Origin of the sequence: Streptomyces sp. AHA2, from assembly GCF_036857595.1 — a bacterium.
In the GTDB taxonomy this organism is placed as follows: Bacteria; Actinomycetota; Actinomycetes; order Streptomycetales; family Streptomycetaceae; genus Streptomyces.
Genome location: NZ_JAUQWJ010000034.1, coordinates 1 through 14,664, shown reverse-complemented (window position 1 = coordinate 14,664; position 14,664 = coordinate 1). Strand labels below are relative to the sequence as shown.

Annotated in this window: 10 protein-coding genes; 6 read left to right on the top strand and 4 right to left on the bottom strand. The window is 66.3% G+C overall.

What is annotated here, in order from left to right; translation table 11 throughout:
* Positions 1-845 precede the first annotated feature (845 nt).
* A complete protein-coding gene (locus tag Q5694_RS33805) occupies positions 846-4,496 on the top strand; it encodes an NACHT N-terminal helical domain 7-containing protein (protein ID WP_333937347.1) in 3,651 nt (1,216 codons plus the stop codon).
* Positions 4,497-4,640: 144 nt separating this feature from the next.
* Here the strand turns inward: Q5694_RS33805 and Q5694_RS33800 are convergent, their stop codons facing one another.
* The 4 genes from Q5694_RS33800 to Q5694_RS33785 all read right to left on the bottom strand — a co-directional run bounded on the left by Q5694_RS33800 (position 4,641) and on the right by Q5694_RS33785 (position 7,813).
* Positions 4,641-5,435, bottom strand: a complete 795-nt coding sequence (locus Q5694_RS33800; RefSeq protein WP_333937346.1) for a hypothetical protein — start codon at positions 5,433-5,435, stop codon at positions 4,641-4,643.
* A gap of 135 nt (positions 5,436-5,570) precedes the next feature.
* The gene (locus tag Q5694_RS33795; RefSeq protein ID WP_333937345.1) at positions 5,571-6,341 is read right to left on the bottom strand and encodes a restriction endonuclease; all 771 of its coding nucleotides are present in this window, start codon (positions 6,339-6,341) and stop codon (positions 5,571-5,573) included.
* Positions 6,342-6,455: 114 nt separating this feature from the next.
* A complete protein-coding gene (locus Q5694_RS33790) occupies positions 6,456-7,085 on the bottom strand; it encodes a hypothetical protein (RefSeq protein ID WP_333937344.1) in 630 nt (209 codons plus the stop codon).
* A 605-nt stretch (positions 7,086-7,690) separates the two neighbouring features.
* On the bottom strand, positions 7,691-7,813 hold the full coding sequence (locus Q5694_RS33785) for a hypothetical protein (protein ID WP_333937343.1): 123 nt from the start codon (positions 7,811-7,813) through the stop codon (positions 7,691-7,693).
* Between the two features lie 140 nt (positions 7,814-7,953).
* Between Q5694_RS33785 and Q5694_RS33780 the strand changes: the two genes are divergently transcribed.
* The 5 genes from Q5694_RS33780 (at position 7,954) to Q5694_RS33760 (ending at position 14,598) form a co-directional block, all read left to right on the top strand.
* Complete coding sequence (locus tag Q5694_RS33780) at positions 7,954-9,825, top strand: hypothetical protein (RefSeq protein ID WP_333937342.1); 1,872 nt, start codon at positions 7,954-7,956, stop codon at positions 9,823-9,825.
* Positions 9,826-9,995: 170 nt separating this feature from the next.
* Positions 9,996-10,319, top strand: a complete 324-nt coding sequence (locus tag Q5694_RS33775; protein WP_333937341.1) for a hypothetical protein — start codon at positions 9,996-9,998, stop codon at positions 10,317-10,319.
* A gap of 1,430 nt (positions 10,320-11,749) precedes the next feature.
* Entirely contained in the window at positions 11,750-12,238 is a 489-nt protein-coding gene (locus tag Q5694_RS33770) for an RNA polymerase sigma factor (protein WP_333937340.1), read from the top strand.
* A 2-nt stretch (positions 12,239-12,240) separates the two neighbouring features.
* The gene (locus Q5694_RS33765) at positions 12,241-13,413 is read left to right on the top strand and encodes a sugar transferase (RefSeq protein WP_333937339.1); all 1,173 of its coding nucleotides are present in this window, start codon (positions 12,241-12,243) and stop codon (positions 13,411-13,413) included.
* A gap of 726 nt (positions 13,414-14,139) precedes the next feature.
* Positions 14,140-14,598, top strand: coding sequence for a DUF3885 domain-containing protein (locus Q5694_RS33760; protein WP_333937338.1), 459 nt, complete (start codon positions 14,140-14,142; stop codon positions 14,596-14,598).
* Positions 14,599-14,664 lie beyond the last annotated feature (66 nt).

The following is a 14,664-nucleotide window of genomic DNA, read 5'->3' as shown; positions in this document are numbered from 1 at the left end:
GACGGTACTGCTGCCCTGTGGTGTTGGGGCGATGCCGAGGCATGGCAAGGTCAGGCGACAGGCGACAGGCGCCAGGCGAAGTCGACTTATGGGTTGCCCCAACTTGTGCTGAACGAAAAGGGGGAGGGGGAGGGAGAATCTTGCCGTAGGGTTTTTCGCGGCCCTCCGGCTTGTCGGCCATTCCGCTTAGTCCACGCGTCGGCCTCCTTCGACGGCTAGCGGCCTTCCGGGTGATCATCGCCGCCTGCTGGGGTGCACAGCAGGCGGTAACTGCAGGGTCCGGTAGTGGGCTCGGGCTTGGTCCATGCCTCGGATTTCAAGCTGTGATGCCGGGGTAGGTGCTGAAATCCGGTGATACTCGAGGGTCCGGGCCGCGTGGCGAAGCCTGGTCGGTCGCGTGACTCGCCCTGGTAGAGGCGCTGGGTGGTGGCAGGCCCGGTCCCTCCGTTGTCCAGCGGGTATCACGGTGCGGAATCCGGGCCTCCGCTCACCCGTGCCCCGCCAGTGCCGGACGGCTGACTGCTGCCCGGGATCGCGGCCAGGATCTGGGCAAGAACGGCCGCGGCCGCGCGACGGCGGGCAGGCTGAGTCGACCAGATGGCCGGCAGGACTACGCCGACGAACAGGCAGACAAAGACAGCGAGCAGCACGGCAGGAAGGCTGCCAGGGACCCACGGCATCGAAACTCCTCACGTAGACGGTGGCTTGTTCACCTCCGACAGTGGCGGTGCACACGGCCGCACTGGTCCGACGCTGAATAGTCCTGAATACCGGAGGAGTTGATGCAGGTCAGACCCTACGCTGAGGGGCGTAACGGTGAAATGGGGTGACGGACGGGGTGAGTGATGGCAGCGGGGGAGCCGCCTCTGGCGGTGGTGAGTTTCTGCAGGCAGCTGCGGCGTCTGGTGCGCGAGTGCGGTGTCGCCCAGAGTGACGTGGCTAGAGCGCTTCACCGCAGCAACGGCGCGGTCTCGGCTCTCCTCAATGGGCAGCGTGCCACCCCGCCGGCTTGGGACGACGTGGCTCTCATCGTGGAGTACTGCGGAAATCGCCGTGCGAGTGCCCCCGCTGGCGTCAGCCTCGACCTGTCGTGGTGGCGGCTTCGCCACCACGAGATGGAGATGAGCGCCGACGAACCGCGGAAGGACAATCGCTCCCGCCGCGACCCGTTGCCGTCGCCGCCACCGGATCCGGAAGAGATTCCGGAGGACTTTGTCAGTGCTATCGACGTACTGGCTGCCGGCCGAGAGGACTTCAAGGGACTCGCGGCGGAACTGCTGGAGCCTCTCGCTCTAAGCGGCGCGGCAACCAATGGCCTGCCTGCGGTAGTGGAGGGATTGGGCGACCGGGTCCGCTCCAGCCACGGGATTGCGCGTACCGCATTGCTGGCCGCAGCCGACCGGGCCATCCTGGTCACTGCGTTCTGCGACGCCGTGGCCAGCTCCGGCATCCACTACGGGCCCGAACTCGGCTACCAGCAAGGCGACATCACCACCCAGATCGTCACCGAACTCGAGCAGGTCATTCTCGGCACAGACCGGGTCAGGGACGCCGGCGAACTGCGCCAGGAGATCACCGCCGCCTACACCTACGCCGCCGGCATCGTGCACGGTGAAGGCAGCCCCCAGGACCAGGCCCCCGAGGACCTGGCCCACCAGGCATGGCAGCGCTACGAAGCACTCATGGCCTCGGCCACCTGGGACTGCCCCGAACTACGCCTGACCTCCAACACCGAAGACCCACCCGAGGTCGCTGAGGCAGGGCCCCAGCCTCCCGGGCCCAGCTACGGGCTACTGCCGCTGTCGCACTGGCTCGCACAGTTCGCCGACGACCCCACCCCCGCACCCCGCTACAGGCGACTGTTACGCGAACCCGTCGCTGACGCCGAGGAAGCCGGCCTGGTGATGCCCACCCTGGAGAGCGGATACATAGACCCGGCCTTCCGCCTGGCACACGAGCATTCCAGCGGTCGCCATCTGTCCAGCGACGACTGGTGGCTCACGCAGCCCGTGCGTGAAGACCTCGGCGAGTTCCTCGCAGCCCACCTCCTCACCACCCACGCCATCAGCGCCCCGCTGGTCATCCTCGGCCACCCAGGCTCGGGAAAGTCACTGCTGACCAAGCTCCTCGCCGCGCGACTGCCTCAAGCAGAGTTCTTCTGCCAGCGCATCGAGCTGCGCCACATCCCCGCAGACCTAGACATCCAAGAACAGCTCGAACACTCCCTCAAGCGCTCCACCGGCCGGCCCACCCCCTGGCCAGAAGCCGCCGACCCCGGCACAGTCCGGGTTGTAATCCTGGACGGCTTCGACGAACTCCTCCAAGCCGCTGCAGCCGAGCACACCCGCTACTCCAACTACCTGCACGACCTAGCCGACTTCCAACAACGCGAACACGAACTCGGCCGCCCCACCATCGCGGTCGTCACCAGCCGCACCGTCGTCGCCGACCAAGCCCCCACCCCCCGCCTGAGCACCGTCATCCGCCTGGAACCCTTCGACGACGACCGCATCAGACACTGGGTACAGGTCTGGAACACCGTCAACCGCCGCTACTTCACCTCACGCAACCTGCAACCCCTGGACCCTGACGTGCTGCAGACGCACGGCGACCTCACCAGCCAACCCCTTCTTCTGCTGATGCTGGCCCTCTACGACGCCTCGGCAAACGCCCTGCACCAGCTCAGAGGCGAGGACATCGGACGAGTCGGGCTTTACGACAGGCTGTTGACCGAGTTCACCCGCCGCCAGGTCGCCAAGCACAACGGCGCCCAACCCCACGCGACACAAGCCGCTGCCGTCGAACACGAACTGCAACGGCTCGCCGTGATCGCCGTCGGCATGTTCAACCGGCGACGCCAGGGCATCACAGCCTCAGAAGCCCACACTGACCAGACCGCACTCCTCGACGCCGACCTCGCCCCCTCACCGCTGCTCTTCGGCCGCTTCTTCTTCATCCACGAAGCACAAGCCATCGTCACCGGCCAGCACAGACAATCCTACGAATTCCTGCACGCCACCTTCGGCGAATACCTCACCGCCCGCCTCATCACCGACGAACTCAAGCACCTCCTGCACACCGAGCCCCCTCCTCCCGCCGCCGTCAACGACGACCGACTGCATGCCCTGTTGTCCCATGTGCCGCTCGACGACCGGGCCGAAGTCATACGCAACCTCACCGACCTGATCAGCAGCTTCAGCGAGCCACAACGCAACCAGCTCACCGCGCTGCTGATCCGCCTGTTCAAGGCAGCCGCAGACGACCTCCCCCGACCCGACCGGCCGCCCTACGAGCCTCTCCCCGCCCGCCGCGGTCAACAAGAGGCCGTCTACAGCGTCAACCTGCTCCTCCTGACCGTCCTGGCAGAGGGCTCCGTCCGCGTCTCACACCTCCTCGACGCGCGTGACCCGCTCGACTCCTGGCGACGCCAGAGCATGTTGTGGCAATCCCAGCTCAGTAAGGCCTCCTGGGCCACCCTGATCAGCACGCTCACCACAGAACCGTGCACAGACCCGCAAACCAGCCACCCCGACGTGCGCGTACGGCTGACCCCTGCCGACCACGCAGACGGCCTTACCTGGCCCCCGCATCCAAACCCTCAAGCCCCACACGCCGGCCCCTACTGGCAGCACGAGCCGACCGACATCCTCGACCTGCACAAGGCCGCGGCCTTCACTCACGACACCAGCTCGCTGCACGTCTTGCACGCCGTAATGCCGCTGGCGCAGCACCTGCCGACCGCGCTGGAGACCTACTACGGCACCGATGACCAACACTCCCACTCCGCCGCGCACGCTCTCCTTGCCCTACTCAACCCGCTCACCCCCTCCGCCTTCGCTGCCACGCAAGGCCTTGTCGACCTCCTCAACACCCTGCCCGCCGGGGAGCGCACGGCAGCAGCGGACATCCTCGCCCGCCTCCTCTTCCACGCCATCCCACACCAACCCGCCCACGCCGTCATCCACATCCTGGACCAGCTCACCTCGCTGCGCGTAACCGGCTCACGAGGCCTCGGAGCACCCACCTGGCTGACCCTCGCCCAGTGCACCCAAGCCCTCATCGGACACCCACAAACCCCACACGCCCAGCTAGAGACCATCACCGCTCGCTTTGGCCCCCAAGCCCCGGCCCTGGACGACGCCAGCCCCCTGCAGCGCCTTCAGTGCCTGCTCATCGAGGCCGGCACAACAGCCACCTGGAACGCTGTCGAACACCCGGCCGCCGCCACCGTGCTCACCACCGCCCTCGAACTGCTCCAGCAAATCCCGTCAGCGAACAGACCCGCACACATAGTCATCGAACTCCTGCGCCTCGCAAAGGACCTTGACGCCAGCGACTGGCTGAGCGAACACGCAGAGCCACTACTGGAGGCACTCCCGCCTGACGGACTCCTCAGGCTCCGCCCGACAGACATCGACTGGCTCCGCCCCACCATCCACAACGAAAGCCTGCTCGCCGGGCTCGACCGTATCCGTAGCCTCTGGCACCGCACGTAACCCGGGCGCCCCTGCAGCACCAACGAAAGTCAACGCCGATAGGGGGCGAGCCGGGCTGACACGTTCGGCCACATGATGAGCAGACGGAGCTCAGTCTTCCTCGGCTCGACACAGGTTCACAGGACGGCCGTGTCTGGCCGACCTTCAGTATTCGCCCCTGACCCTTCTCAGTTCTGCAGCGGCTTGCTTCAGCTGGAAGATCAGACCTTCCGCCCGCATCAGCTGATCGGCCCCGTCACGTACGGCCATCGCGATGTCCGCCGCCCCTCGCAGGTCGTCGGCCGCAGACCGCAGAAGATCAGCACTGTCCTGCAGATGCCGCAGGTCTCTGGCCGCGCTCGACAGCAGCGGGGCGGTGTCCTGCAGATGCCCCAACCCGTGGGACGCGTCACGCAGCCACGCCGCCACATCGGGGTCGATCCCGAACCCATGCACCCGCGGGTCGCGAAGCTCCTCGACCAACACCCGCAACGTGGACGCCGCTTCAGGAGCGACCTTCGCCAACTCGGTCAGCGCATCGCGTGTCTCGTCGTGGAATGCTGCGAACGACTCCGTCACCAGCTCCCGCAACCGGTCTTCCGTCAGCTCCCGCAACTGCAGGAGCGGAGCTGTCCCCTCGCTCTCCCGCTGCTCCTTCCACCCCTCAAGTACCTCGACGGTGTACTTCTCGCTGCCCTGGCCGTCGACCCGGACGTGGTGGACCTTGCACAACAACAATAAGTTCGAAAAGGCGTTCTTCTCGGCCAAAGACATCTCCGGGTCGAACCGCTTACCCCCGGAGCTGACCGCCCGGATATGCGCGATCTCCAGGTTGAGGATGTGCTCCCCATCGACGAACCTAGTGACAGGCTCCTCACACCCAGGCCAGTAGCAAAAGCCACGACACAGTGACATCAGAGCCGCGTGCGTTCCCGACGTGTACTTACGAACCTCGCCCACGAAAGCTTCCTCCCACCCACGACGACAGACCGTGCGGCACTTGTGATTCAGTCCAGTAGCTACACAGCGCGACGGTCGTCAAGAGGCCGTCGGCGTGGAGCGTGCTGTCCAGCATCTGGCGGGCACAGAGGGGGGTCAGCCCAAGTCGCGCGGCTGCCAGCCAGCTGGAAGCTTGGGAAGGCCAATCAGGGCATCGACGCCGAGGTGCTCGAGGAGCAGTGATTTCAGGTGACGGCCGTCGATGAGTTCAAGCCTGTTGCGTGGGGCGAAGTCCAGACTGGTTTTGCCGAACCACGCGGTAGTGACCACGATGCCCTTCGAGGCGCCAGTGTCGTTGACGAGGCCCGCGACCGCGCGGACGGTGTCCGCCGGCACCACGTTCTTCGTGCGTTTCGCCTGGATGATGCACTGGGTGCTCAGGAGCGGCTGCTCGATCACGGCCACAGCGTCGATGCCGTCGTCGCGGGACGCCTGGGTGACCCACGATTTCAGCCCCGCCTTTTCGAACAGCCGCCGAATCAAGTGCTCGAACTCCGTCGGATGCATCGCAAGCAGGTCCGGCCGGCTGTCAAGCCCCGCGACGACATCCCGCCCCGGCGCGAGCTTGTACCGGCTCAGGTCGAAGGTGACCACAGGAGGCACAGGCTCCAGGTCATAGGGATGCTGTGAGACGACAGCATTGAGGTAGCGCAATGTCCGCACCGGATCGAGCTCGGGCTCGTCCAGGACAAGCTCATCGAAGGTCTCTCGGGTCACCCGAACACCGATGAGGCACGGTTCGATTGCCTTCCCTGTAGCCCGGTCCTTCGCACGGACAATCCCATTGAACGCGACAGAGTCCACCAACGCCGGCGGCGTCACCGAGAACGCCTCGTCGATCGCCCGCAGCGCCAGACGGGCGACCAAGTCCCGGAACAGAGCCTTGCATTCCGCCTCCTTCCGCGGTTGCGGCACCACAGCCGGGGGAGCGGAAGCCTTGAATCGGTAAGCAAGGACCGACGGCACCACCGTCTGAGCGGGCTACTCAATTTCGAGCATCAACTCCCTTGACTCAGGCGCGAACCCCGCTCGCCAGGCACCTCTCAACCCCACCGGATACTCGATTTCAGCGAACACACTCTCCACTCCCACTACGAACGCCTCGAGGTCCCCGGCCCCGAGGGCACGCTCCACCCCCGCACGGTGATCGCGCAAACCTCCTGGACGCTCACGAAGCACCGTCCCCAGCTGCTCGACACGCGCCCCAACCTCGGCGGTGCGCGTGTCGGCTTCTCGCCGCAGCCTCTCAGCACGCTCCTGCTTTGCACGCCGCTCGGCAACGGCCTTCTCCCGTTCCTCAGCACGGCGCTTCTGCTCAGCCTCTCGTGCACGCGCCGCCTCACGTTTTTCCAAGTCCCGCACGATCTGCTCGGCCCGACGCGACTCGGTACTTTGCCGGGCCTGCCTCTCTTTTTGAACACGGGACCACTCTTGCGCCTGCTCCCGCTCCCGGCGGGCGTCTTCCTTGGCCCGCTCCGCGGCCGCACGCTCCGCAGCTCTCGCCCGACGTGCCCGCTCCTCCTCCGCGCGTTTGGCCGCTGTTGCCTTCGCCTTCTGGTTGTCCCGGTACACCTGCACCAGCTGCGCCGCCAGAGACTTTCTCCGTGCCATCCGTCGCCCCTCATGTCAAAGCGCTAGAACTGCCCCGGACAGATGGCCAGCAATCTCGAAGAGCGGTCACTGACCCGACACGCACGGAATTTGTCCGTTTCCCATCTGCTGAAGCTTCGTGCGTTCGGCGCCGTTGGAGCTCCCGACTGCGCCACTCGCCCAGCGGCTACCCGGCGAAGTTCGACCCCGGGAGCTTCCAGACCGTGAAGCAAGCGTCGACGTCGCGTCAGCCAGGCGTGGAAGCGGTCGATCTCGGCGGGGGTGAGGGCTGAGGCCTAGCCGGGCGGCCAATCGCTGTCCTCCTGAGCCAAAAGGGGGGTATTTCGGCGCCCTGGCGGCGCAGTCAGCGCGGCAGTCCGGCCAGGCTGTCGCCACCGTGTGCTCTGAGTAGCCGGGGAGTCACGCTTAAGTAGTTCGATGCGGTCGACGTGCTGGTCGCGTCCAGCGCTCCTACTGCACCCGACCCAGCATCGCCGGCCCGACAGTGCTGTCGGGACCGGCGCGGTGGTGGACATTTGTGTCGCGGCCTGTCGGCATCACCTCTGCAAGACGTCAGTCTCGCTCCTGGAGGACTCCGGGGAGGTCGTGGGATTCCTGCAAGGGGGCTATTCGCCGTGGTGGCCGGCTGAGGTGATCAGGGCAATGAGAACGAGGAGGCACGTGGCCAGGGTGATGACCTGCTCAGCGCTCCACCCCTGCTGGATGGCCAGGACGATGGCTGCGGTCACGGCGTAAGGCCAAGAACGGCGGTGCGGCTGTGGTGAGTTGGCTCCGGGCACGTAGGGCCTCCAGGTTGGCGTTGAGGTGCTGGAGACTCACGTTCATCCATGGTTTCGTTGTTCGCTGCAGTCCAGGGTCGTTGCTGCAGGTGAACATCAGTAATCCAGGGACAACCCAAAGATTGTTTCTGGACAAGCGGGCACGGGGGGCAGGTATGGGGCGGCCGCTGGGAGCGCTGAAGGGGCGGACGGCGCAGGCCAACGAGTTCGCCCGCTGGCTGCGCAAGATCACCGCGGGTGTGACGGTACGTGCCCTAGAGGAGGACTTTCCCTACGCCAAGTCTTCCTGGAGCGGGTTCCGCGACGGCAGCCGGCTTCCGCCCGCAGACCTCATCGAGCAGGCGGTCGCCCGCTATCTCCCCGAACCCATCATGCGAAAACGCCAGTTGGAGCACGGACTGAACCTGCTGGCGGCAGCCCAAGAAGCGGCGAAGGACCTGCAGGGCCAGGCATCCGATCCTCGTGCCGACCTCTCGATGACGCTGGCCGCGCACCGGCGCGTCGACCCTACGACGGCCGCCTTGCTGCGCCTGGACGATGCCCGTCTGCGCCAGATCGACGCGATGCAGAAGCTTGCCGCATCCGAACGACGGCGTGAGGAACTGGAGGCCATGGTTTCGGTCCTGGAGCAGCGCATTACCATCCTGGAAAGCGAACGCGAGCAAGCCAGGGAAGAGAGCCGGGCCGAACTGCAGCGTGAACTGCAGATGTCGCTGGAGTACCGGCGTCAGGCTGACGAAAAGCTCAGACACGCCCGCCGTGCCGAGGAGCGGGCCCACCAGCTGCGGCTCGCGGCCGAGAAGCAAGTCGCCCGCGAACGGGTTGCGGTGCTGCATGTCGACCGCGACAAAGCAGCCGACACCGTCTTACCACCGCCCCCGCCCGGCTCAGCGGCCGACGAATTGCAGCTGCCGCCCCTGCACCACTTCCGCGAACTCCTCGAAGTCGCCCAGGAGCAGCTCGAGGTCCAGGACGGCGAGCTGGATGAACTCGGTGCGCAGCTTGACACCCCAGCGGCGCGGCCCTCGCGTGACGAATCGGACGCCACCCACATCGTGTGGGGACACGTCGTCGACGCGACCGCAGACACCGGCGATGTCCCAGCCCACACGCTGAACAACCAGGGAAAACCCCTGACCAGCCTCGACGGCGCTGGAGCAGCAGCGCAGATCGAGCCCGCACCACACGTTGCGGCGCTTGCCAAATCGGTAGTGGCAGGACCCATCAGCCCGTCGCACGAGCTGGTGGGGGACCTTGGCACAGTCCGCACTCCAGATGCCCTTTCCAAGGTTCTCTCACGACTGCTGCGTCGTACCGGTGTGGGATCGATCGGGCAGCTGACGGATCGGATGCCCGTGACGATGAGGGACGAGGTGTTCCGCGCGTCAGTGGGCCGCTGGGTCGATGGAGACGATCTACCCGACTCATGGCCCCATCTCCAGACCTTGGTAGGCCTCATGGGGGCCACGGACGACGAAATCGTGGCCTTCCGCCAGGCGTACGACCGGATCATCGACGACCGGTCCACCGGGTGGGCCGGCGCCAAGGGAGATCTGGCCGACCTGACGCCTTTGACCCGCGGCCTGCACCGCATCCTCCGTGGGCATCGCACCGCACGGGCCCGGACGGGCGAGTGGATCATCACCGGTGCTACTCCGCTGATCGTTGCCGCGGTGACGACTGCCTACAGCTCCGCGCTACGGGCTCCACACCCTGTCAGCCTGACCATGCTGATCGGTTATGGCACGGTCCTACTGGCAGTATGCCTATTCCTCCTTTTCGTCACCGCCCGGGTGGCGGCTTTGTGCGCTGGCCCAGGGCGGCCTCGGCCACAGAAACGCTTCAGTGCTGCCGCTCTTGCTGTAGGTGCGTTGGCTGTTCCAGGCGGGCTGACGCTGCCGTGGCTCGTGGAGTCCGATGTTCCAGGAAGATGGTTCGCGCACCTCATCGGGCTGGTGTAGCCCCCTGGGGGAGCGGCGGTGAACGGGGATGCAGTGCACCTTATGGGGCCGCACGAAGTTTAGCGGGGTGGGCAGGCCCACTGCCTTGGAAGCGGCAGTAAAGCCAGCGACGAGCCGTCGCTGCTCGCGGTCGAGGAAGATGGCCACCAAGGTGCTCTCCGGCGCAGCAGATGATGGTCAGTCAGGACAGGCGTGACGCGCATCCGCACCGGGTCATTGCGGGTCCCGCCTGCTCCGGTCACTTCATCGCCGAGCTGCCGGTGATCGCCCTGGACACCGACTCGGTGATCGCCCGGGTCCCGGTCAAGAGCCACGGCGGCCGCGCCGTAGCCTTCACCCCGGACAACAACTCCGCGCTGCTGAAGCAGGGCCTTCCCGGGCATGCCCTGGCCACAGACATACTCGCCCCAGGAGAGCACGGCAGCGCCTGCGGACCCGCGCCGACTACGCGATCAACTCGCGATGCAGGAAACCGACTTGTCGCCGAGCGGTAGGGTGCGAGCATCTGCCGCGGCCGCCGCTCGGTGATTCTGCCAGGTGGGCGCATAGCTGACCCTATGGAGCAAGCGATGCGTCTTCCCCTCCGGAAACCCCTCCTGAAGACCGGACCGGACGGACAGCCGACCGGCCTGAAAGTAAGTCAGAAGGATCGCCAGCGCGTTGAGTTGCCCTGCGACGGAGCAGCCCGCACCCGTGCAGTCAAGCAGGAGAACTGTTAGATACCCCACCTCTCGCCGTGACTGTGCGGGGCTTCGCCCTGGGGCCGGATATCGTCGTGTCACTTCCTCCGCGGGTCCTGCGGCTCCCTAGGGGCAACCGGGCCCCGAACCCAGGAGGAAGGCAGTTTCCGATGATGCGTTCTGTGATGGCGAGGACTCGGAACCTGTGCAGGTGGGCTCGTCGGTCGCTACGGTCGGTCGGGTACAGCTGGACCAGGGTCACCGGCAGGATCGGCGAGATCCGGCGGACTGTCACATGGTGTGCGGCCGCCAGGTTCTGGAAGGTCCTGGTGGGTGTGGCCGAGTTCTACTCGGTCTTCCACTTCGCCGTGGTGATCATGGACCACTGGCCCTTCTAACGGCGACGGCCTCGACCCAGGGGATCGAGGCCTGCCTGCGGGGTTCGCCAGGGTCTCATCCGCAGTCTTCACCAGGGCAGCGGATGAGGCCCTCTCTTTGTATGTCCCGCGCAACCCGAGCGCAGACGTACCACACGCAATAGCATGTGATGCACATCACTCGCATCGGGCTTGCACGGTCCATAATGCCCTCCACTCGCGATGATTTCCACACGTCTCGCCGATTGACCTGCATTTACCTCCCGGGCCATCGCTCCTCCCGCTGAGCGTGCAACGCTCACCAGCACTTTCACACGGCCTCCCCGCATGATGTGCGTTGCGCCACAAAGCGGTATCGCGACCCACCGCGCACCCCGCAACTACCCGCGTAGACCGCCGCCGCTCGCTGGGTGGTCCCCGCCCACTGCACGTGCGACACACCACCCCTGCCCGTTGCCAAACCGAACCCGCCGAGGAACTACCAATGCGGCCACCCCGAGCGCCGCCAACTCACTTGGGCCGCAACGAAAACGGGCAGCCCTGTCGGTGACAGGACCACAGGCGCCATCGGCAGCCTCTGGAGACCCGCGCCGCGAAGCCGGGCCTGCGGCTCGAAAGGGGCGATGTGCAGGGATCTTCCACCGACCCGCCGTTAGGCCCGACGGGCGTCACCCTCCGCCCTTTGAAGACAAACAGCGCAGGCATTGCACGCGTGCGGGTCTTCGACGCCCTCACGGTCATGAACAACGCGGCGAGGGCGCGCCGATGGTAGGGCGCGCCGAAGAACCGACATCTCCCGGGCGGTCCCAGGGGCGTGAGGGCTACGACGAGTTCGCCAGGTTCGTGCGTGAGGAGCACAAGAGCCTGGTGAAGTTCGTCGCCACCCTCGGCGCCTCCTGGGAGGAAGCCGAAGATGCCGTCGGCGACGTCCTGACCGAACTCCTGCCTCGATGGAACCAGATCAGGACCCCGCGTGCCTACTGCCGACTGGCGGCCGAACGAGCCTGGATCAACAGTGAAGTAAGGCTCCGCAAGGCACCCGAGGCAGCGGTCCGCGGGTTCTGGACCCCGGTCCAGCACGGTGTCACCGACTCCTACGAGGGCCTCGAACAGGAGGACGCGCTACGACACCTGCGCCTGCTCAACCAGGAGCAGCGCCGGGTCATGGCCTATACCTTCGACGGCTACGCACCCGAGGAAATCGCCGCGTTACTGGAAAAGAACCCCGGCACGGTGCGCTCCAATATCCGCCACGCCCGCAGACGGCTGAAAGAGGCGCTCGCTGCCGAACGGGAGCGGGAGATGAGCGAAACCACGAACCGGCCGGGTACGCAGACTCATCTGGGGGGATCGTGACGATGGAGGAACGAGACAAGCAGACCCGACACAGCATCCCGCAGCAGAGTGACGCGAGCGTGCCAGGCGACAGCGACCCCGTCGGCGAAGCCCTGCTCGCCGACTACCTGTCGCAGGTGGACCGGGCAGCGGCCCAGGTGGTCACCCCTGACAAGACGGATGACCTGCTGCTGCGCATCAAGGTTAGGGCCTTCACCCAGGCCGCAGTGGAAAGCCACCAGTCCGGCGACGACACCCTCACCAACCTCGTCGTCCAGCGCGACCTGCTCACCCAGAGCGGCCCGATGCCGCCCACCGCCCGCCGGCGCACGGGGTTGCGCCTGGCCGCCGGTGCGCAACTGGCGGCGACCGGGACCGCGCTGCTGCAACTGCACGCCGGCTCGGCCAGCACCACGTCCGACCTGGCGGTCGTCATCGCAATGACCACAGCCTTCCTGCTGACCGCGCTCATGCTCTGGCGCCGGCCCGGCCGGCGTCGGCCGCTGCCCCGCCTGAGCTGCCAGCCCGTCGCCCTTTCCCGCTCGCGAAGAGCAGTCGATGTCTCCGTCGCGGCCACCGCGCTTATGGTGACCGCACCCGTCATGGCCGTGGCCTCCTTGTGGATCGCCGTGCGAGGACTGCCCGTCATCGAACGCAACGTCCGCGTGGGACAGGGCGGATACCCCGTCCGGCTTCTGAAGTACCAGCTCAAATCAGGCTCGTCACGCCGACTGCAGTTCCTCGAACACTTCCCCCGCCTGTGGAACTTGCTGCGTGGCGACCTCACGCTCGTAGGGCCCAAGCCAGAACCACCGGAGGTGGCCGAACGTTACCCCCGAGACTGCCGATGGGTGTTCCAGCACCGCCCCGGCTTGATCGGTGCCGTCTACGACAGCGCCGGCGGCGAGCAGGAAACCGACACCGATCGCTACCTCGAAGAAGTCGTCCCCGCGCAAGTACGCATGTACGAAAGCGTCTTGTTCAACGAACGTCTCGCCCCGCGCCTGCTCGGCAACGCCGCCATGGCCATGCTGGTCTTCCGCCCGGGAAACGGACGCCAGCTCGGCGTCCCTGCGTCTGACGGCAAGAGCGAACGCCCGCAGCGCGCTCAGCTGGCGGGCCGCGACCAGGAACATTCCGGCAAGGAACACTTCCGTCTGGAGCGCTGGTCGCTGCACGAAACCGTCTCGGCATAGCGGGGATGTGGTGCGGCCCTCATGAAAGGCCCGCACCACATCCCTGTCACCTCCCCGAGATGATGAGCACCGCAGCCAGCAGGACCACAGTCAGCGCGCCGGCCGCCCACATCACGGCCAATGACCCGCTGACGACGTAGGAACCCAGCCCGGTCACGGCGGCCGAGCTGAACGCGGCGGCCTTCTCCGACGTACTTATCGGCGTCGGCGCGTACGAAGAGGACTCCTCTTCGTCGCAGTCCCTCTCCAAGGTGGCCCTTTCTGTCGTTCACCGGTTATCCCGCACCCCGAGCCCCAAGCACCGGGTTCGATTGGTAGGGCATTTCGTGCTCCACGACGTGCAACACGCTCTGTCACGCTAAGGCCAGATGATCAACTGTGCGTGGCCATCGGTCATGAGCGGGCGGAAAGGCGCGCCAACCGGTCACTGTCGCACAACGGCGAGCCCCCCCCCGCAAGCGCAGAGCGCGAGGGCCTCGAACAGGCCATGACAAGGCCTGCGAGCGCTTCGCGCAGTCACACACGCCTCATCACCGCCTCTGTGCGCCTGCTCGATTGCATCACTGCGCTCAAGGGGCCGTACGGCGTCGGCTTGGCTCCCACCGCACACACCTGCTCCCTGAGACATCGTTTCTCTTGGCGGAGGAAGGCCGGGCATCATGGGCGTCGGCCGGAGTCGATGGCGAGAGGGCGGGTGCCGCAGTGTCCGGAGGCGTACAGACGGCTTTGACCGAGCTGTGGCAACAGCACTGGCCCAGCAGTCCTCCGGTCGGGTACAAGCTCCGCGACCCGTACCGGGATCTCTGGGTGCGCTTCCACAGCCTGCCGGAGTCGAAGCGATATGCAGAGGACGAGAGCGAACACGCCGTCGTCCTGGAGCGGCACAACACCGTCCTCGATGAGTTGTTCGCCGGCGTGGATGTCTACGTGATCACTCCAGCTTGGGCGACCGAAGCCGAGGTCCCGCCGTTCCAGCCAGACGATGACTACTGGCAGACCCTGCTGGTGGAGGACGATCCAGACCCGGACTTCCGTACCTACTGCCACCTCTACACCGCCTGCCGGCCCTGGCGATCCGGCTGCCTCGACGAGCTGCTCCGTCACATCGCTGAAGACAAGGTGGCGGGAGTCCTCATCACGGACACCCAGCTAAGAGGTCATCTCAATTGGTGGCTGACGGCGTAGATTGTCGCTGGCACGCGTGCTATGGGGACGGTTGAATGTCTTGGTGAGCGACTACTGGACGCCCGC